A 19,711-nucleotide genomic window follows, 5' to 3' on the forward strand; every position below is an offset into this window, starting at 1 on the left:
TGACCCTGTGACCCTGGCACCTGAAGGCCGTAAGCTGCTGCGCGTTGAACAGCGCAACAAAGCCGTCCCGGTCGAACGCAAGCCCGAGTGGATCAAGGCCAAGGTCCAGATGGGCCCGGAATTCGTGGGCCTGAAGAACCTCGTGAAAAAAGAAGGCCTGCACACCGTCTGCGAGGAAGCCGGCTGCCCGAACATCTTCGAGTGCTGGGAAGACAAGGAAGCGACCTTCCTGATCGGCGGCTCCGAATGCACCCGCCGCTGCGACTTCTGCCAGATCGACACCGGCAAACCCTCYCCCGTKGACATGTTCGAACCCACCAAGGTCGCCCGCTCCGTCCAGGCCATGAACCTGCGCTACGCCACCGTGACCGGCGTCGCCCGCGACGACCTGGCAGACGAAGGCGTCTGGCTCTACGCCGAAACCGTCCGCAAGATCCACGAACTGAACCCCGGCACCGGCGTCGAACTGCTCATCCCCGAYTTCTCCGGCAAACCCGAMCACATCAGCGCGATCTGCGACTCCGCCCCCGAAGTCTTCGCGCACAACGTCGAAACCGTGCCCCGGATCTTCAAGCGCATCCGCCCCGCGTTCCGCTACGACCGCTCCCTGGACGTCATCACCCAGGGCCGGGCCCACGGCATGGTCACCAAATCCAACCTGATCCTGGGCATGGGCGAAACCCGGGAAGAGATCTCCGAAGCCCTGACCGACCTGCACGCCGCGGGCTGCGACCTGATCACCATCACCCAGTACCTGCGCCCCTCCGAACGGCACCTGCCCGTGGACCGCTGGGTCAAACCCCAGGAATTCGTCGAGCTCGCCACCGAAGCCGAGGAAATCGGCTTCCTCGGCGTCATGTCCGGCCCGCTGGTCCGCTCCTCCTACCGCGCCGGTCGCCTCTGGGCCACCGCGATGCGCAAAAAAGGCCGCGAGATCCCCGCTCATCTGGCCCACATCGCCGAAGGCATCCAGGACTCCGGCACCACCCGCCAGGAAGCCCGCACCCTCCTCGCACACCACGCCACGGCCTGATCGGCAAGGAGCCAGCATGTTCCCCACCCGGATTGAAATCATTCCCTCAGCCGGAATCGTTGAGAAAGTCCAGGCGGCGGTGCCGCTTTCCACAACGCTCACCGTTACCTGCCTGCCCCATCACGGCATCGAGCGGACCATGGAGGCTTCCGTCAAGCTCAGCCTCCTCGGCTACACCGTGATTCCGCACCTCTCGGCACGCGGGCTGGAGCACCGTGCGCAACTCTCCGGTATCCTCCGGGACTGCGAGGCCGCCGGGATTAGGGAGGTCTTCGCCATCGGTGGCGACGGGCCGCAAGGTTCCGGCCCCTACCGATCGAGCCTCCCCCTCTTGGCAGACATCGCCGAGTACTCCGGCGGAAGCATCACGGCGGGCATCGCAGGTTACCCCGAGGGACATCCTTCCATGAGCGGCCTCGACTTGCTGGATGCCCTGCTGGCCAAACAACATCTGGCCACGCACGTTGTCACGCAAATGTGCTTCTCCGCCCCGACGATCCTCGACTACGCAGCACTCCTGCGCCGGGAAGGCGTCGAGCTGCCGGTGTGGGCAGGCGTGGCCGGGGCCGTTCCCCGGACCAAACTGCTGGCCCTGGCAGCCCAGATCGGCGTCGGGACGTCCCTGAAGTTCCTCAGCAATAAAGGAACCCTTGCCCGGAAGCTTCTAGGCGGGGACAAGTACTCACCGGAAGGCCTCGTTTCCGAGATCATGGCGCACCCGGATGGCATCTCGGGAATCCATCTTTACAGCTTCAACCGACTGGACATGCCCATCTGGGAACGAAGCGACCTCCCCGATCCTGAGGCCAGCGAGGCAGCATCCGCGTAATCTGGCACCGCCTAGGTCCTGGGGACCCCTAGCTCCCCGGGACCGAAATCGCCGCGACCGTCTTTTGGTTGTCATCGCGCAGTTCCACGCCCGAAATCCCGGCGAGCTGGACCGGCGTCGCACCCGTGACCTTGATGTGGCCACTGGACGTCGCGGTCCATCCGCACGCCATTTCCTCCGTGCCGTCGCGGCCCTTGACCCACAGGTACATCGTGCCTTGCGCCGGCATGCTGCGGCCTTCCAGCTGAAGCTCGGTCCCCCACGCCTTCCTGACGAGCCCCACGGTGAGCTGCAGGCCATTGTCTGTCTGCACGGAGTAACTGGCGTCAGGCTTGGGTGGCTGGTTCAACACGGGCCCTGCCAGTATGCCCAAGCCAAGGCACGCCGCGGCGACGGCACCCACCAGGGCCGCCCACCGGCGTCGGGATTTCCGCCGCCGTGCCGCCATCTTCAGGAGGATCGGCTGCGGGAGCGTTTCCGCGAAAGCCCCTGTAAGTGGGCGGGCGTCGGAAGGGGCAGCGGTAGAGGGCTCGACGGCGGGGCGCCCGGCGGCGAGCGCGACGGCGTCGGGCACGGGGACGGCGTCGAGGAGGGCAGGGAGGCTCTCCAGCTCGCCCAACTCGAGCCGGCAGTCAGCGCAGCTCGCCAAGTGCTCCTCGAAAATCCGGGCCTCGGCAGGCTCGAGTCCGCCGAGCAAGTAGGCGCCCAGCAATTGGTGAAGTCCGGTTTCGTTCACCGCTGCACCCCCATTTCGTCGAGAATCGTGCGGAGCGCCCTCACGGCGTAGAAGGCCCGGGACTTCACTGTGCCGCTGGGGATGTTGAGCCTCAACGCGGCCTCGTTCACCGTGAAACGTTCATAATGCAGTGCTACCAGGACCTCCCGGTGTTCGGTGCTGAGCCTCAGGAGCGCCTCCTCCATGAGAACCCGGTTGAGGAGCTCGTCCACCCGTTCGGTGGCCTCCTCCGGATCCGCCATGTCGCGTTCGGCAGCCTCTGCCGGGCGCCGCTGGGCCTTGCGGTAGTTGTCGATGATGACGTTGCGGGCAGTGCGGAACAAATAGCTGCGCAGGCTGCCCGTGATCTGCGGGGCGTGCTGCCACACGCGAAGGATGGTTTCCTGGACTACGTCCTCAGCCAAGTGCGCGTCCGGCGTGCAGCTCAGCACGAAGCGGCGCAGGGCCGTGCCGTGGTCGCGGTAGATCGCGGCCACTACATCCTCGTCGAGCGGCATCGGCGCCTCCTTGGTGCTCGGCTTCCCCTTCTCCTGCGATACGACGTGCCCGCCACGAAAAAGGTTCAAGCCCCCTGAACCATTCTTCACCCGACGGCGTCGTACGGGTTAGCTTCCGGCACGTCCACGGCCGGTCGACCCGAAGGAGCAAACCATGAAGAAGCAACTCGGCACCGGGCTCGGCATCCTTGCTCTGGCCATCGCCCTCACTGGCTGTGGAGGAAGCCCCGGCGCGTCGTCATCTTCGAGCGCCACCAGTCCCAGCCCCGCGGCGTCGAGTTCAAGCGCTCCGGCGTCGAGCACTCCTGCTGGCGCGGCGGAACTGAAGACGGCGTCGTCGAGCGTCGGCGAGAGAGTGGTCGCGGCGAACGGCAAGAGCGTCTACGTCTTCGCGAAGGACGTCAAGGATTCCGGCAAGAGCGCCTGCACCGGCGGCTGTGCCACCAACTGGCCGGCAGTGACAACGACGTCGGCCAAACCGACGGTTGACGGGGTGACCGGAACCATCGGCACCATCCCCACGGCAGACGGCAAGATGCAGATCACCATCAACGGGATGCCCATCTACTTCTACTCCAAGGATGAAGACTCCAGTGACACCTACGGACAAGGCGTGGGTGGCGTGTGGTTCATGGTCAGCCCGTCCGGTTCCATGTTGACCCCGAGCAGCACCCCAAGCAGCACCCCAAGCAGCAGCACCCCAAGCGGGAGCAGCATGGGCTACTGAAACCGTCGCTCACGTTTGCACCCCAAACGGCAAACGCTCGCTCAGATCTTTCCGGACCGGCCGGAAGATCTGAGCGAGCGTTTGTCCAAAAGGCCTCAAAAGTGAGCGGGCGTCCGCCCCAGATGCCCTAAAAGTGAGCGGGCGTCTTAGGCGTCTTAGGCGTCTTAGGCGTCTTCGAACGCTTCAGCGTCCTCGAACTCCACCGCGGCGATGATTTCCTTCGTCTCGGGGTGGATCATGAAGGCTTCGTCGTCCTCTTCGATCATGATGTAGTTGCCGTGGTCCGTGGCAAAGTGCCAGGCGAGGATCGTCTCGCCGTCGTGCTCGTAGTTGGGATCGCCCATGGTGATCTTCTCCAGCCGGTAGCCGGCAACATCGCACAGTTCGCGGATGATGAGCTCGAATTCGGGGGCGTTCTCGAGTTCGGCTTCGGCCGCCTCGGCCTGGCGCTCTTCGAGGTTCGGGATGAGGGCTACACGGTCGGCGATGTGTGCCTCGAGCTGCTCCTCGTCGAGGTAGAGCACACCGTCCTGGCTGCGGAGCCACGCTGCGTTGAGTTCGATGATGTCTTCGGTCTCCAGGAGGGATTCGAATTCGCCGTCGAGGGCCTCGAGCTCGGCAACGGCTTCCGGTGCCACCTCGGACTCGTCAAGGTCGCCGTCCAGGTAGGCCTCGGCGTCCTCCTCGGACAGCGCGTCGAAAGCTGCTGCGGTGCGGTTGAACAGCTCGAGGTGGCCCTTGGCGCCCATTCCTTCAAGGCCTTCGCGGACAAACGCATCCACCTCTTCGCGCTCCGGGACCGTGAAGACGTACTGGGCGAAACCGCCCGCGAGTGCCTGTGTCAGGTAGTAGTCCACAAAGTAGCTGCGCAGGGCGTTGGTAGCGATTTCCTCGTGGTTGAGGAGCTCCTCGTACATCTCGTTGACCACGGTGACGTTCGCGTCCACAACTTCTGCGTTGTCGGCCTCGATGCTGTCCTTCGTCAGAACGACGGGGTTCTCATTGCTGGTCATGGGATTTCCTCACTGCTGGGAAGCTTGTGCTGCTCCGGACCCTTTCAACGTACGCGGGGGCGGTTGTCGGGCAAGCTAGGCAGAGGTGAACGTCGGGCAAAGTTTCAGGGCTGCTGCGTGGGCCCTAGGATTCATAGATAGCCTCCTGCCGAAAGTAGCCTTAACGAATGCCTTCCCACTCAGACGATTCCTGGGAACTGGCGATTCAGACACCCGCCATTAACGACCGCTCCCTCGCGGCCGGCCTCGCCTATGCCATGGGAAGCCGGGTCAGCGGCATCACCTTCGACTCCGCCACGGGCCTGATGATGGGCAAGGTCAGGGGCAGCGGCCCGTCACCGTATTCGACGTCGGCCAAGCTGGTCCGCAAGCCCGGAGGCTGGAGCTGCACCGTGGGCGTGTGCAGTTGCCCCGTCCGCAAGGACTGCAAACACGTGGCCGCCCTTCTCTTCGCCGCCGAAGACCATCCCGCAGTGCGGGCACAGCTGCTCAGCGCGCCCGCGTTCGGACAGACGGCCCAAACGGGGGGAATCGTGCAGCGGCCGGCCTGGGAACAGGCGCTCAGCAAGCTCATCGCCACCCCGGGGACCGCACCGCAAGGCCAGGGCCTCCCCTTGGCACTGGCCTTCGAAGTGGAAGAACCGGCCCCGCACTTCTCCTACACAGGCCGGCGCGATCCTCTCCGCAGCGTGCGCCAGCTCAAGGCCCGCCCAGTGATGATGGGAGCCAAGGGCAAGTGGATCCGGGGCGACGTCTCCTGGACCAACCTGAACTACCTCGGCTACAAGCGCGAATTCAACGAAGCCCATATCGACTGGATGCAGAACTTCCTCGCCGCGCATTCCACCGCGGACTACCGGCAGCTCACTTCCAGCATGTGGATGCTGCTCAACGAATTCGCCGGCAAGAACCTGTGGAGCCTGCTCGCCGAAGCCTCGAAGGTCGGGGTTTCGCTCATCCACTCCGGCGGGACCGAGCCGGTCCGCATTGCCGCGGAGCCCGCCGTCGTCGGGCTTGACCTTAGCCGGCCCGACGACGGACTGCAGCTGTCGCCGTCGGTGACCTTGGGCGGGGACGCCCTTGATCCGGCGGCCTTGGGCTTGATCGGCCGCCCGGCGCATGGATTGTTCTTCACGGGTCCCGGCGAGGGGCACTTGCCCGGCGTTTCGGCCCCCGCTAACCTCATCACGCTGGCCCCTTTGGAGGGCGGCGAGTCGCAGGAACTCCTCGATTTCGTCATGGGCGCGTCCCGGCTCCAGATCCCGGCGAAGGACGAAGAACGATTCCTCACGGCGTTCTATCCGAAACTCAAGCAGTCCACGCGGGTCACGGCAGCGGACCATTCCGTCGAGTTGCCGGTCCTCGCCGTGCCCACGCTGTCCTTGCTGGCGAACTACGGCTCCGACCACCGCGTGCGGCTGCACTGGGAATGGCACTATAAAGCCGGCAAGCTCGTGACTGCCCAACCCCTCTGGCGGCACCCTGACGACCACGGCTATCGCGACGACGCCGAAGAAGCCCGGATCCTGGAGACCCTGGGCCGGCCTTGGGAGGTGGTTGCCGCGCTGGGCGAATCGTCGAGCGGCGGATGGGGGGCTCCACGCCTCGCGGCCTCGGTGGCGCTGGATGGGCTGGACACCCTGGCCTTCACCGAGGAGGTGCTGCCCCGGCTCCGCGAGCTGCCCGACGTCGTCGTGGACACCTCCGGCGAGATCGCCGACTACCGCGAGGCCACCGAGGCTCCCGTCGTCTCCATTTCGACCAAGGCAACCGACAGCCGCGACTGGTTCGATCTTGGCATCGTCATCACGCTCGAGGGCGAACCCGTGTCCTTCGCGGCCGTGTTTTCCGCCCTCGCGGCCGGCCAGAGCCGGATGTTGCTGCCGAGCGGCGCCTACTTCTCGCTGGACCTGCCCGAACTGCACCAACTCCGCGCGCTGATCGACGAGGCCAGGTCCTTGCAGGACAACCCGGACCGGCACGGCACCCTGCAGATCAGCCGTTTCCAGGCCGGGCTCTGGGATGAGCTCGCGCAATTGGGGATCGTCGACGAGCAGGCGGCAGCATGGCGGGAGGCCGTGGGCGGATTGCTCGACGACGGCGTGACCGGGCTGCCGCTGCCGGGCTCGCTCGATGCCGAGCTGCGCCCGTACCAGTTGGAGGGATTCAACTGGCTGAGTTTCCTCTACCGCCACAGCCTGGGTGGCGTCCTGGCCGACGACATGGGCCTCGGCAAGACAGTGCAGGCGATTGCCTTGATGTGCGCGGCGAAGGAGCAGGCTGAGTCCGGCGCCGGAGGCACCGCGGGCGGCAGCGCCCCCTTCCTGGTGGTGGCGCCCACCAGCGTCGTGGGTAACTGGGCCGCGGAAGTGCAGCGCTTCGCGCCCGGTTTGAGCATAAAGACCGTGGGAGAGACCTTCGCCAAGAGCGGCGCGGATCCGCAGGAATCCATGGCGGGCATCGACGTCGTCATCACCTCGTACGCGCTGTTCCGGATCGACTACGAAGCCTACGCCGCCAAGGAATGGGCCGGACTGATGCTCGATGAAGCCCAGTTCGTCAAGAACCACCAGTCCAAGGCCTACCAGTGCGCCCGGAAACTCCCGGCATCCTTCAAGCTGGCCATCACGGGAACCCCGCTTGAGAACAACCTCATGGAGTTCTGGGCGCTGACCTCGATCGTCGCACCGGGACTTTTCTCCAGCCCGCGCCGCTTCGCGGAGTACTACCAAAAGCCGGTCGAAAAGAACGGCGACAAGGCCCAGCTCGCCAAGCTCCGCCGTCGGGTCCGTCCCCTGATGATGCGCCGCACCAAAGAGCAAGTCATCAAGGACCTGCCGCCCAAGCAGGAACAGGTGCTCGAAGTGGTGCTCAACCCGCGGCACCAGAAGGTGTACCAGACCCACTTGCAGCGGGAGCGTCAGAAGATCCTTGGGCTCATCGACGATGTCAATAAGAACCGCTTCACCATTTTCCAGTCGCTCACCCTGCTGAGGCAGCTGAGCCTGGACGTCTCCCTGGTGGACGAGTCCTTGTCAGCCGTGCGCTCGTCCAAGTTGGATGTGCTGTTCGAACAGCTGGAGGACATCGTCGCCGAGGGGCACCGGGCGCTCATCTTCAGCCAGTTCACGGGGTTCCTGGGCAAGGTCCGGGAGCGGCTCGACGCGGAGGACATCGAGTATTGCTACCTCGACGGCAGCACCCGGAACCGGGCCGACGTCGTGAGCGAATTCAAGAACGGCGCAGCGCCCGTGTTCCTCATTTCCTTGAAGGCCGGCGGGTTCGGCCTGAACCTGACCGAGGCCGACTACGTGTTCCTGCTGGACCCGTGGTGGAACCCAGCTTCCGAAGCACAGGCCGTGGACCGCACCCACAGGATCGGGCAGGCGAGGAACGTCATGGTCTACCGATTGGTGGCCAAGGACACCATCGAGGAAAAGGTCATGGCGCTCAAGACCAAGAAGTCGCAGCTGTTCGCGGATGTCATGGAAGGCGACGCCCTGGCCGGTGGCGCGCTGACGGCGGAGGACCTGGCCGGGCTATTTGCGGAGTAGGGCCGCGCCTGCGGCGGAGAAACGACCACGGCAAAATCGACGTCGCCGCTAGCATGTATTCAAATTTTGACGATCGTTACAAACACGGCATCCCACCGACTCTAGGTCATGAAACACGCTCAAGGCAATGACTTTCCGGATGTTTACGAAGTGCCCGCGCCGGCATCAAAACTTCTTTCTTGGTATGCCAAGTGGCGTCAATCCGCCATCCGCTGCCCATTTTGTGCCACGAAGACTCCTGTATTTAAAGGAAACTCTCCAAATCCCCGTTGACGGCAAATTCCAGCTTGGTATACCGTGAGCGAAATCGACGCCCGGTTGACGGGGCGCCATGACGAGGAGGGAAAATTCTCAATGGTTGAGCTGGAATCACATGCCACCCCCAAGGGCTTGGGCTGCGACGCCTGCGGCTACGATGGCGCGGTTGCGGAAGACTCAGGGCTCTTTGGCGGCAAGCGAAGCGTGCCGAAAGGACAGGCTGCAGGCCTCGCTGAACGGGTCCGGCACGACTCTGCCAGTGCGCAGCAACGAGGCCTCGGACCAGACGGACAGCGTGACCAGAACCGCCCGCTAGTCCTCGCGGCAAGTTGGGTTCTTGCCCATCAGCAAGGCGAGTTGGTCCTTCTGCGCGATCACGAAGTAGTTGTGCGCGGCGACCGCATCGAGGCGGTCCGCCCTTGGACCGGTACCACCGACGAGCGAATCGACCTGCAAGGGCAGCTTCTGGTCCCGGGCTTGATTTCAATGCACAGCCACGTGGCGGGCGGCGCCGCCACGCGTGGGTATGTCGAGGGCAACCTCACTCCCATGAGCAAAGGCGCCATTTTGCGCCAGGGCAGGCAATTCCTCAATGCCATGGTGTTGCTCGAGGATCTTCCGGACGAAGACCTCGACACCATGACTGCCCTGAACCTGGCAGAAATCCTCCGCGGTGGCTGCACCACCCAGGTTGAAATGTCCAAGGGCTTGAGATCGATGCAGTCCTACGTCCGCGTCGCACGGCAATTCGGAATCCGCGGCTACCCTTCCGGGGCCGTGCCGGGGATGAGGCGGATCCTACCGATCTGGAAACGCGGTGACGACGACCAAAAGTTGTTCAATTCGGTGCCCGAGACACTGGCCGAAATCCAGGAAAACCTCGCCTACGCTCGGACCATCAACGGCGTCGACGACGGCCGCATCCTGCCAATGATGGCGCCAGCGACAAACGCGGTGCACACCCCGGAAACGTTCGCCGCAATGAAGGCTGCAGCCGAAGAGCTGCACGGCCTCCACATTCACCTGCAGGCAGGGTACGGCCGGGCGCCGCAGCCGGACAAAGCTGCAATGAACCGCTTATGGGGCCAGGACGAGATCCCGTGGCTGCACAGCCTTGGCCTCTTCGACGGCTCGGTACGGGTTTTTGGAGCCCACCTTCTCGGAATCGACTTTGAGCGCGATCTTCCGCTGTTGGCCAATCCCAGTTTCACTTTCGCCAACTGTCCTTCAGGCACCGGCGCAGGTGTCACACCCGCACAGTGGCCCTGGCCGGAAGTTCTCGGAGCAGGCGTCAACTCCGGCATCGGCCTGGATACGCACTCGAACGACTACATCGAAAACCTCAAGATGGCTGTTATCTACGGTCGGATCAGGGCGGATTTCCTCGGCGATTCAACCCCGGTACCCATGGTCCGGCCGTCCATCTGGACAGCCGTGGAAGCCGCGACGCTGGGAGGCGCCCGGGGCCTGGGACGTGAAGACCTTGGCCGGATCGCAGTCGGCGCGAAAGCTGACCTGACCAGCATCGATGTCAGCGGTCTGTTGGTTGGGGTAGGGACGGTTCCGCGGGAACCGCTCAATCACCTGATGTACGCAAACGGACTCTCCGTCAAGAACGTCATGACGGACGGTCACTGGCAAGTCCGCAACGGCGCACTCGCGGTGGTTGACGAGGCCAGGCTTGTCCGCGAGGCAGGCAAGGTAGTCCAGCGCATCTGGGACCAGATGGCCGCCGACGGCGTCTTCGTCGAGGAACCTCGCAGCGACCTGATCCCAGCTGCCGCCTCGTAGCGTCTCCGGGCACCCCCAACGCATTTCTCCCCAGCCCGCTTGTCCGGGCTGATCTTCCTTTCATCTTTTGCCCGCGTTTGTTCCCGTTCATCACAAGTAGGAGAAAAATCAATGAAGAACTTTGCTCCCCGGGTACCAAGTCTCTGGAGAAAAGTCGCGATCGCCGCGGTTCTTGCCTCTACCCTCGCCGGCACTGCCGCCTGCGGAGGTTCAGGCCAGGCCTCATCGCCCCAAACGAACAGCGCCGATACTTCCCTCACGGCCCTGGTGCCAGCTGACATCAAGGCCAAAGGCACCATCACGGTCGGAACCCAGCCGGATTTCGAACCGGCCAACTTCACCCCCATCGGCGAAAACGGCGTCAAGGGGTTCAACATCGACCTCATGGATGCCATGGCCGCCAAGCTCGGCCTGAAGATCAGTTACCAGAAAGTGCCCTTCGACCAGCTGCTGGTCGGCGTCCAGACCGGCAAGTTCGATGCCTCCATCGCCGGAATGACCGACCGGAAGGCCCGGCAGGAGAATGTCGACTTTGTCGACTACCAGGTTGCGGGCACGGTCTTTATGGTGGCCAAGGGAAACCCGAAGAAGATCACGGGTGAGCCCGACGGCGGTTGCGGCATCAAGATCGGCGGAGTCAAGGGCAACGACGACGAGCGCTTGGTGGGGATCATGGCCAAAGCCTGCACTGCTGCAGGAAAGCCTGCACCCGAGCTCGTTACCTTCCCGACTGGCAGCGACAAGAACCTGGCGTTGACTTCAGGCCGCGTGGACGCCATGTTTTGGCCGGACATGGCCGTATCGGTCATCAACCGGGAAACCCAGGGGAAGCTCGAATCAGTGCCGGTGAACTTCGAGCCCAAGGTCTTCCTCGGCATGATCTTCAATAAGCAGAACCCGCAATTGCGGGATGCCTTCCTGAAGGCAACGGAGGCCATGCACGCTGACGGCAGCTACGACGCAATCCTGAAGAAGTGGGATGTCACTGTGATCGACCTGCCAAAGCCAGGCGTCAATCTCGCAACGTCTTAGTCATTACCGGAGTGCGGTCTTCCACGACGGACCGCACTCCGGATTCCAGTTCCGCAAAGAAGGACACCACATGCGTACGAAAACAACACTCCCGCCGTCGGGTGATCTCCGCCATGATCGTTGACGGCCAGGTGGCACCGACGCACGACAACGTCGGGAAGCCTCCCTTCACAGTTCTTGATCCAACACACGTGCAGGACGGCCAGGTGGCCGGAATCCAGGCCAAGCGCCGGAAGCCCTACGGGCAGATGGCGAGCGGGGCAGTCATTGTGGCGATTGCCGCGCTCTTCATCTGGTCCCAGGCGGCAAATGAGAATCTGGACTGGTCCAGCGTCGGCGAGTTCATGTTCCACCCTGTCATCTTCAAAGGCATCGCAGTCACGCTGGAACTTTCGGTCTTCAGCATGTTGATCTCGGTGGTCCTGGCTTTCGGCGTGGCCCTCATGTGCCAGAGCCGGAACCGGCTCGCGGCGATTGTTGGCCGGGTCTACGTGTGGTTCTTCCGCGGGGTGCCGCTCCTGGTCCAGATCCTCATCTGGTTCAACCTGGCGGTGCTCTTCCCGAAGATCCTCGGCGCCGACACCAACCAGCTGATCTCTGGATTCACCGCGGGTCTCTGCGCACTGTCCCTGGCCGAATCGGGCTACATGGCTGAAATCATCCGTGGCGGCATTCTGTCAGTCAGCAAGGGGCAGACGGACGCCGGCCTCAGCATCGGCTTGACTCGGGGACAGGCTTTGCGAAGGATCGTGCTACCGCAGACCATCCGGGTCATCATTCCTCCGACGGGAAATCAGTTCATCGGCCTCCTCAAGGCCAGCTCCTTGGTTTCTGCCATCGGGGGAAGCGATCTGTTGACGCAGACCCAGCTCATCTATGGCCAGAATTTCAAAATTGTGCCGCTGCTCATTGTGGCCACGGTCTGGTACCTCATCCTTGTCAGCGTCGCCAGCATCGGCCAGTATTTCCTGGAACAAAAGTTCAACCCCGACGGCGCCGCAGCCGGCGGGTCGTTCCGGGAACTCATCCGCAGGAATCTCCTGTTGCGAAACCGCTCCGATCTTTCCCGAAAGGCAGCCCAGCCATGACCATTGCTCCAGCACAGGTACCACTCATGGTGATCGACGGCGTCCACAAATGGCTTGGCAAGAACCACATCCTTCGCGGCGTGAACATCGCCGTGGCATCCGGTGAAATCGTTTGTGTCCTTGGCCCTTCAGGCTCCGGAAAGAGCACGCTACTTCGCTGCATCAACGGTCTGGAGGCCATTGAGTCCGGGACCGTTGAAATCGGCGGAGACCGCGTCGGATACAAGGTTCACAAAGGACAGTTGTTCGAACGCACCGAACGGGAATCGGCCAGAATGCGACGGCGGATAGGGATGGTGTTCCAGCACTTCAACCTTTTCACGCACATGACAGCACTGGAGAACGTCAGTTATGGCCCGCGACGGGTGCTCGGGCTGTCCAAAGCCGAGGCCAGGGAGCAAGGACTGGACGCCTTGGGGAAGGTCGGTCTGAAAGACAAGGCCGGGTCCTACCCGGCGCAACTTTCCGGCGGTCAGCAGCAGCGCGTTGCCATCGCCCGGTCCCTGGCCATGAAACCCGAGGTGATGCTCTTTGACGAACCCACCAGCGCACTGGACCCTGAGTTGGTCGGCGATGTCCTTCAGGTCATGAAACGCGTTGCCGAAGAGGGCATGACCATGGTTGTGGTCACCCACGAGATCGGGTTCGCCCGCGAAGTCGCCGACCGGGTGATATTCATGGACGAAGGACGGGTCATCGAATCCGGACCGGCAGCACATGTCCTGGACAATCCTTCCCACGAACGCACCGCCAATTTCCTGCGACACGTCAGATGACGCGGACTGCTTCCGCGTACATCCACATCCGGGACCGGATCATCAGCGGCGAGCTGACGCCGGGAACATGGCTTCGAGAACGGGAACTCTCTGCTGAATTGAATGTGTCACGGGTCCCAGTGCGGGAGGCGCTCCTGCAACTTGAGGCAGATGGCTTCACCACGACGGGTCCGCGTCACGGAGCGGTCGTCAGGCAAATGACGATCCAGGATGTCGATGAAGTCTTTGACATCCGGCTCAGCATCGAGGTTTCAGCCGCGAGCATTGCTGCCCACCAGGTGGGGGCGGGGGCCAGCCCCGATCGCCTGCTGTCGGTCCTCGCTGACGCTGAGGCTCTCGTATCCAACCACGACGAGGACCTCAGGGCCAGCACCAACGTGGCCATCCACGACGAGATCTTCAGCCTGACAGGCAACGAACTCCTGACCACCGTGATCCGCCCGGTCGCGAACCGCATGCGGTGGCTCTTCGGAAACGTCGTCCAGCAGGATCCCGAGCAACTTTGCCGGGAACACCGCGCACTGTGCCAGGCGATCTGCGCCGGGCAAGCCGAGCTCGCCTCCGCGCTGGCCATTGCCCACATCGAACACAGCCGCGGACCCGCCATTTCGCAGTTGGAGGGGAAGCTTCCCCTCCGCCGTTCTCCAGCTGTCGTGGACGGCCGGACGCCGGGCGGCCGCCGGGAGCGCTGAGGGCGTCCGGCGGTTTCCCGCTTCCTGTATCACCCCCTCGGCATATCGGGATCCTAACGGCCGTCATTTGATGTATACAATTGAACGCGGCCAGAGCAATACAGCGTCGCCGAAGGGGGAACCGTGGAGGGCACCGAAGCACAGTCAGAGACGCACGCAAGCATCGATAGAACTGTGGAATGGGTGGACACCGACGCGTCGGGCCATCAACACAACTCCGCAATCATGCGCTGGGTCGAGGCCGCCGAGGCAGAGCTTTTCCGCAACCTGGCGCTTCCGGAGTACTTCCCGAGTGCTCCTCGAGTGCAACAAGTGGTCAATTACACGGCCAAGCTGTGGTTTGGCCAACGAGTGACGGCAACCGTGAAGATCCAGAAGCTCGGGCGAACCTCCATGACCCTTGCCTTCGAGGTCTATGGCCACGCACATCCAAACTCGCCGGGCGGACTGGCTGCACATGGGACATCGACCACTGCCCACGTGCCAGCGGGCTCAGCTTCAGCCCAGCCGTGGCCGGAACGGATCCGGCAGGCGGCTGGCGTAGCGGTCCCGAACAGTCCGGGGCTCTGAACCATGATGGACATGCCCGCTCCCCCGGTACGTCACCAGCAGCTGATCGTCACGATCTATGGTCTTTATGGCCGCAGTTCGGGCGATGCCCTCCCCGTCTCTGTGCTGATTTCAATGCTGGGCGACCTGGGCTATGACGCGCCCGGGGTTCGTTCCTCCGTCTCGCGGCTGAAGGCCAAGGGTGTCCTGAAAAGTGTTCGCCTGGACGGCGTCGCCAAATACGAACTATCCGACACCGTCATTGACGTCTTCCGCGAGGGCGATCGAAGGATCTTCGCAGCCGATCGCTCCACCGAGCTGGAAGCCTGGGTCCTCGCGGTGTTTTCCGTCCCCGAATCAATGCGGAACCGTCGGCACCAACTACGCTCCGAGCTGTCCGGGCTCGGTTTTGGATCCGTGGCCTCAGGGGTATGGATCGCGCCGGCCCGAGTCCTTGAACAGGCCCGTGAGCGGCTTGCATCGCGGGGTCTCATCCAGTTTGTGGACTTCTTCCGGGGCGACTATCTGTTTGAGGGCCCCATGCCCCCGAAGGTGGCCGAATGGTGGGATTTGAAGGCCATCGACGAGCAATTCGCCGAATTCCTGGACCTCTACGAAGGCGCCGGAAATCTTTGGGCCGGACTGGTCGGGGATGATCCCGAGGCCGCCTTGGCCAACTCGACCGCGGAACTGCGCCGGGATGCTTTCCGCTACTACATTCCCATGCTGACTCTGTGGCGCCGCTTCCCGTACCGGGACCCTAACCTGCCGCTGGAATTCCTCCCGAAGGACTGGCGCGGACCTGCGGTTCGCGAGACGTTCCAGGCGGTTCATCGCCTGGCCGCACCCCTAGCCGCGGCCCACGCGCACGAACTCATCCACGGCAATGCGGATCTGGTGGCACCCTAACGCGTTGCCCGGCCTACCAGGGAGCGATCGGATGGACCCCGATATGCCGCCCGTCCTTGTCGCACAGGTGACCCATCCGCTTTGGCGTATCCAGAGCGACCATCCGTTCGGTCACGTTCATGGTTGGCATCCGTGAACCCAAAGCCGTCTCCAAGCGCTGGATTTCTCCGAGGTTGCGTACCCAGAAAGTCGCATAGACATTGGCCTCGCCTGTCACTGCGGCGACCAGGCGGCATGCCGGCCAGGCCGCGAGCTGTTCACAGATGAAATCGACGTCCTTGGCCGGCGCCTTGGCGAGCAACGAGGCCTGGATGGGCCACCCGGCCAGCGACCGTGCAATATCGCAACGGAAAGTCACCCCACCCGAGGCCACCAGTCTTTCGACCCGCCGGCGCGCGGTTGCCGTGCTGCAATCCGTCGCCTACGCCAGCTCAATCCACGTAAGCCGGCCGTTTCTGACGAGCAGATCGAGCAAGCTGCGATCCAGCATGTCCAGTCGCGTCGTGTAGTTGGCCGGATTCGCTGACATGGTGCCGGTGTTGATAATCCTCGGACTGAAGACGCAGATGGTGCCCGCCACCTTCGACACCATCCTGCCCGGGCTCAGCAGCGGTAAGTATGACCTGGGAATCTCCGGATTCATAGAAACGACGGAACGCAAGAAGAACGCCGATTTTGTCAGCTACGAACAGGGCGGCACCTCGATCGCGGTTCCGCTCGGAAATCCAAAGAAACTGTCCACGGAGTGGACGACGCTCTGCGGGAAGAAGATCGCAGCCGGCAAGGGCACTATCCAGGGACTGACCATACTGCCCGACTTTGCCGCGAAGTGCGTGGCCGCGGGCCAGCCCGCCATCGACGCGCAGCTGTTCCCCTCCATGAATGACGCCAATCTCGCCCTGAGGTCCGGCCGCGTGGATGGCGTCATGTCGGAGAGCGCATCCATGAGCTGCCAGGCCAAGCTGGCCGGAGACCCCTTCGAGCTTGTTCCCGGCGCGAATCTTAGCCCGGGAATCGCCGGGGCCGCTCTGCCCAAGAATTCCCCGCTCACAGCCGCCGTGCGGGCCGCAATGACCAAGCTGGTCGACAGCCCGGCGTATAGCGCGATCACCAGCAAGTGGAGCTTGCCGGAAAACCACAAGGTCACGGCAGGCCAAGTTGCAGGCAACTAGTCGAAAAGGCCCGGATGCCATCATGATGGGCAATGCCGCACCGGTCCTGGACGAACCAAGAATCGTCAGGACGAAACACATCGGGCGTTGGACAGGGGCTTTGCTCTGTGCAACGCTGGCCGGCCTCCTTCTCCAGTCCGCCCTGACCAATCCACGCTTCGGCTGGGACCAGGTGGCCCTGTTCTTCCGCGACGGCGCGATTGTCCAGGGCATCGGCGTGACCTTGGAACTGACGGTAATCTGCATGGTCCTGGGCGTTGGACTCGGGATCGTGCTGGCCGTCATGCGGATCTCCTCAAACCCCGTGATCAGCTGGATCGCCAGGGCCTACCAGGGCTTCTTCCGTGGCACCCCGGTACTCGTGCAGCTGCTGTTCTGGTTCAACCTGGCCGCCCTGTACCCTTCCATTTCCTTTGGAATTCCAGGTGTTGCCCTGAACGCCAACGAACTAATCACCCCGATGGCGGCGGCGATCCTCGGGCTGGCCCTGAATGAAGCGGCCTACATGTCCGAAATCGTCAGGTCCGGCATCCTCTCCGTTGACCCCGGACAATCCGAAGCCGCGGGCGCCCTGGGCCTGACCCGTCTCCAGGCGATGCAACGCATCATCCTCCCCCAAGCCATGCGGGTCATCATCCCTCCGACAGGCAACGAGGCCATCGGAATGCTGAAGGCAACGTCCCTGGTAAGCGTCATTGCCGTGCCCGAGCTGCTCTACTCATCCCAGATCATCTACTCCAAGAACTTCCAAGTCATCCCGCTGCTCCTCGTGGCAAGCATCTGGTACATCATCATCACGACCATCTGCAACGTCGGCCAGGGCTACCTGGAACGCCGCTCTTCCAGGGGAGCAACCCGCACGGTCCATGTAGGGACACTCACCCGGATCCGCCGGCTCTTCCAGGGAACCCCGGCCCCCGCAGCTCAAAAGGAACCCCGACCATGACATCGCAGACATTGCACGCCCAGGCCGTTCCCATGGTCCGGGCAGAAGGACTCGTGAAGAACTTCGGTCATCTGGAAGTCCTCAAGGGCATCGACGTCGAGGTCCAGAAAGGCGAAATCGTCTGCCTTATCGGGGCCTCAGGCTCCGGGAAAAGCACCTTCCTACGTTGCATCAACCAGCTGGAAAAGGCCAACGGCGGCCGGCTGTGGGTCGAGGACCAGAGGGTCGGATACAAACTCAAGGGCAACAAGCTGCACGAGCAGACGGACGCCGAAGTCTGCCGGGACCGCGCCCACATCGGAATGGTCTTTCAACACTTCAACCTCTTCCCGCGCCTGACCGTGATGGAAAACCTGCTCGAAGCGCCGCGGAGAGTACTCAAACAACGCGACGCCGACATCAAGGAACGGGCCCTGGGGCTCCTTCGCCAGGTCGGCCTTGAAGACAAGGCCTCCTCCTACCCCCGGCAGCTCTCAGGCGGCCAGCAGCAACGCGTGGCGATCGCCAGGGCACTATGCATGGAACCCAAGCTCATGCTCTTTGACGAGCCGACCTCGGCCCTGGACCCGGAACTGGTCGGAGACGTCTTCATGCACCAAGGCCGGATCATCGAAGACGGCCCGGCCCGCGAAGTCCTCGGGAACCCCCGCCACGAACGTACCCAGGCGTTCCTCGCCTCGGTGCGCTGAGGAGCGGAACCAGCGATATCACTGGCCTACTTATAGGCCTGCCCACCACAAAAGCTCATCTCACGTCCAAGGGAATCACGTATCAATGCACACCAAAAACCACATTTCCGAGGGCAAGCTCGGCCCGTACAGCCATCAGGAGGCACCCCAAGCATACGGCGGGGAAACAGCGTCAATCGCGCTGAAAAGGACCGCAAGAGACGCACTACACCGGGCACAGCGCGACATCGTCGGACTAAGCCATCAGTTGCATGCGAACCCGGAGCTGGCGTTCGCTGAATACGAATCGGCGCGGGCCATCACGGATCTTCTTGAGCGGCACGGATTCGACATAGAACGCGGCATAGCGGATCTCGAAACCGCGTTCGTCGCAACCTCGGGTCATGGCGAATTGGTCGTGGCATTCTGCGCTGAGATGGATGCGCTGCCTGAAGTCGGCCATGCTTGCGGGCACAACGTGATTGCCGCCGCCTCCGTCGCGGCAGCAATCGCCCTAGCCGAGGTCGCTGACAGCGTTGGGGTGTGCGTGAAGGTTTTCGGCACTCCGGCGGAGGAAGCCGGAGGCGGAAAAATCATCATGCTGGAAGCCGGCGCGTTCGATGGCATACATGCGGCCATGATGGTCCATCCCGCTACCAAGGAGTACGCGGATCACCACACGCGGGCCGTAGTCGGGCTTCGCGCAAGCTACACGGGACGCACGGCTCATTCGGCTGCGGCACCCCACGAAGGAATCAACGCCGGCGATGCCGCCACCGTGGCCCAAGTTGCGATCGGTTTGCTCCGTCAGCAGCTTCTGCCGGGGGCGCTCGTGCACGGCATTGTGACCAAGGGAGGTGAAGCGGCCAACAGCATCCCGGGCGCCGCTGAATTGCTCTACGATGCGCGCGCCAACAGCGTCAAGGAGCTGGCCGAGGTCAAAAAGCAGCTCATTGTCTGTTTCGAAGCGGGAGCTGTCGCGACCGGCGCCAGCCTGCACATCACTGAGGAAACAAGGGAGTTTTCCGGGTTCCGGAACGATCAGCCGATGGTCGGTTTTTACCAAGCGAACGCGGAGTCCCTTGGACGCCGCTTTGATGACGAGCCCTTGGAAAAGCGCTTGTCGGAAGCCGCCTCGACCGACATGGCCAACGTCTCACTGGCAATACCGTCAATTCATCCAGTGATCAGGGTGGAAGCCCACGGAGCGTCAAATCACCAGCCGGAGTTTGCCCGCTGGTGCGCCAGCGAGGACGCCGACAAAGCAGCGTTGGAAGGCGGGGCAGCGATGGCGTGGACAGCGATAGACCTTGCCCTGGACACCACGGAACGACGACGGCTCATCACCGTCGGAGAATCTTCCGGTCCGGGCGCCGAAGCAGCGGACTTCTAGCGTTACCTGCCTGAAGGCGTCGGGATTGCCGTCCCGACGCCTTCTCGT

Annotated in this window: 19 protein-coding genes; 15 read left to right on the forward strand and 4 right to left on the reverse strand. The window is 63.2% G+C overall.

Annotated features, from left to right (window positions below; genetic code table 11):
- The first annotated feature begins 7 nt into the window (after positions 1 to 7).
- Both lipA and AB4068_RS06155 read left to right on the forward strand, forming a co-directional pair.
- Positions 8 to 1,033, forward strand: coding sequence for a lipoyl synthase (gene lipA / locus AB4068_RS06150; RefSeq protein WP_441432993.1), 1,026 nt, complete (start codon positions 8 to 10; stop codon positions 1,031 to 1,033).
- A 16-nt stretch (positions 1,034 to 1,049) separates the two neighbouring features.
- Positions 1,050 to 1,862, forward strand: coding sequence for a methylenetetrahydrofolate reductase (locus tag AB4068_RS06155; protein WP_441432934.1), 813 nt, complete (start codon positions 1,050 to 1,052; stop codon positions 1,860 to 1,862).
- Positions 1,863 to 1,890: 28 nt separating this feature from the next.
- On the opposite strand, the gene AB4068_RS06160 is transcribed toward AB4068_RS06155, so the two are convergent.
- The gene (locus AB4068_RS06160; RefSeq protein ID WP_441432935.1) at positions 1,891 to 2,598 is read right to left on the reverse strand and encodes an anti-sigma factor family protein; all 708 of its coding nucleotides are present in this window, start codon (positions 2,596 to 2,598) and stop codon (positions 1,891 to 1,893) included.
- Entirely contained in the window at positions 2,595 to 3,095 is a 501-nt protein-coding gene (locus AB4068_RS06165; RefSeq protein ID WP_059389901.1) for a sigma-70 family RNA polymerase sigma factor, read from the reverse strand. The genes AB4068_RS06160 and AB4068_RS06165 overlap by 4 nt, the downstream gene beginning before the upstream one ends.
- Positions 3,096 to 3,249: 154 nt before the next feature.
- On the opposite strand from AB4068_RS06165, the gene AB4068_RS06170 reads away from it, so the two are divergent.
- Complete coding sequence (locus AB4068_RS06170) at positions 3,250 to 3,822, forward strand: COG4315 family predicted lipoprotein (protein WP_441432936.1); 573 nt, start codon at positions 3,250 to 3,252, stop codon at positions 3,820 to 3,822.
- A 164-nt stretch (positions 3,823 to 3,986) separates the two neighbouring features.
- On the opposite strand, the gene AB4068_RS06175 is transcribed toward AB4068_RS06170, so the two are convergent.
- Positions 3,987 to 4,835 carry a DMP19 family protein gene (locus AB4068_RS06175; protein WP_307054931.1) on the reverse strand — a complete coding sequence of 283 codons (849 nt, stop codon included), beginning with the start codon at positions 4,833 to 4,835 and terminating at the stop codon, positions 3,987 to 3,989.
- 167 nt (positions 4,836 to 5,002) lie between these two features.
- On the opposite strand from AB4068_RS06175, the gene AB4068_RS06180 reads away from it, so the two are divergent.
- The 8 genes from AB4068_RS06180 to AB4068_RS06215 all read left to right on the forward strand — a co-directional run bounded on the left by AB4068_RS06180 (position 5,003) and on the right by AB4068_RS06215 (position 15,484).
- A complete protein-coding gene (locus AB4068_RS06180) occupies positions 5,003 to 8,389 on the forward strand; it encodes a DEAD/DEAH box helicase (RefSeq protein ID WP_284991299.1) in 3,387 nt (1,128 codons plus the stop codon).
- 354 nt (positions 8,390 to 8,743) lie between these two features.
- Entirely contained in the window at positions 8,744 to 10,438 is a 1,695-nt protein-coding gene (locus AB4068_RS06185) for an amidohydrolase family protein (protein WP_441432937.1), read from the forward strand.
- Between the two features lie 111 nt (positions 10,439 to 10,549).
- Positions 10,550 to 11,470 (forward strand): ABC transporter substrate-binding protein, encoded by a 921-nt coding sequence (locus tag AB4068_RS06190; protein ID WP_284991296.1) that lies wholly within the window; start codon positions 10,550 to 10,552, stop codon positions 11,468 to 11,470.
- A 101-nt stretch (positions 11,471 to 11,571) separates the two neighbouring features.
- Positions 11,572 to 12,558 (forward strand): amino acid ABC transporter permease, encoded by a 987-nt coding sequence (locus tag AB4068_RS06195; RefSeq protein ID WP_441432938.1) that lies wholly within the window; start codon positions 11,572 to 11,574, stop codon positions 12,556 to 12,558.
- Positions 12,555 to 13,334 carry an amino acid ABC transporter ATP-binding protein gene (locus AB4068_RS06200; RefSeq protein ID WP_059389894.1) on the forward strand — a complete coding sequence of 260 codons (780 nt, stop codon included), beginning with the start codon at positions 12,555 to 12,557 and terminating at the stop codon, positions 13,332 to 13,334. The genes AB4068_RS06195 and AB4068_RS06200 overlap by 4 nt, the downstream gene beginning before the upstream one ends.
- The gene (locus AB4068_RS06205; protein ID WP_059389893.1) at positions 13,331 to 14,026 is read left to right on the forward strand and encodes a GntR family transcriptional regulator; all 696 of its coding nucleotides are present in this window, start codon (positions 13,331 to 13,333) and stop codon (positions 14,024 to 14,026) included. The genes AB4068_RS06200 and AB4068_RS06205 overlap by 4 nt, the downstream gene beginning before the upstream one ends.
- 123 nt (positions 14,027 to 14,149) lie before the next feature.
- Positions 14,150 to 14,596: an acyl-CoA thioesterase gene (locus tag AB4068_RS06210; RefSeq protein ID WP_441432939.1), complete on the forward strand. Its 447-nt coding sequence runs from the start codon at positions 14,150 to 14,152 to the stop codon at positions 14,594 to 14,596.
- Positions 14,597 to 14,608: 12 nt separating this feature from the next.
- Entirely contained in the window at positions 14,609 to 15,484 is an 876-nt protein-coding gene (locus AB4068_RS06215) for a PaaX family transcriptional regulator (RefSeq protein ID WP_284991294.1), read from the forward strand.
- A 13-nt stretch (positions 15,485 to 15,497) separates the two neighbouring features.
- Here AB4068_RS06215 and AB4068_RS06220 read toward each other — a convergent pair whose 3' ends face one another.
- Positions 15,498 to 15,785, reverse strand: coding sequence for a hypothetical protein (locus tag AB4068_RS06220; protein WP_148667694.1), 288 nt, complete (start codon positions 15,783 to 15,785; stop codon positions 15,498 to 15,500).
- Between the two features lie 235 nt (positions 15,786 to 16,020).
- Here AB4068_RS06220 and AB4068_RS06225 point away from each other — a divergent pair, with 235 nt between their 5' ends.
- From AB4068_RS06225 to AB4068_RS06240, 4 genes are all read left to right on the forward strand, one after another.
- Positions 16,021 to 16,656 carry a transporter substrate-binding domain-containing protein gene (locus AB4068_RS06225; RefSeq protein WP_441432940.1) on the forward strand — a complete coding sequence of 212 codons (636 nt, stop codon included), beginning with the start codon at positions 16,021 to 16,023 and terminating at the stop codon, positions 16,654 to 16,656.
- Between the two features lie 22 nt (positions 16,657 to 16,678).
- Entirely contained in the window at positions 16,679 to 17,602 is a 924-nt protein-coding gene (locus AB4068_RS06230; protein WP_441432941.1) for an amino acid ABC transporter permease, read from the forward strand.
- Entirely contained in the window at positions 17,599 to 18,291 is a 693-nt protein-coding gene (locus AB4068_RS06235) for an amino acid ABC transporter ATP-binding protein (protein WP_441432942.1), read from the forward strand. The genes AB4068_RS06230 and AB4068_RS06235 overlap by 4 nt, the downstream gene beginning before the upstream one ends.
- Before the next feature lie 85 nt (positions 18,292 to 18,376).
- Positions 18,377 to 19,663: an amidohydrolase gene (locus tag AB4068_RS06240; protein WP_441432943.1), complete on the forward strand. Its 1,287-nt coding sequence runs from the start codon at positions 18,377 to 18,379 to the stop codon at positions 19,661 to 19,663.
- The last annotated feature ends 48 nt before the right edge of the window (positions 19,664 to 19,711 follow it).

Source organism: Arthrobacter sp. 2RAF22 (genome assembly GCF_052115325.1).
Classification (GTDB): Bacteria; Actinomycetota; Actinomycetes; order Actinomycetales; family Micrococcaceae; genus Arthrobacter.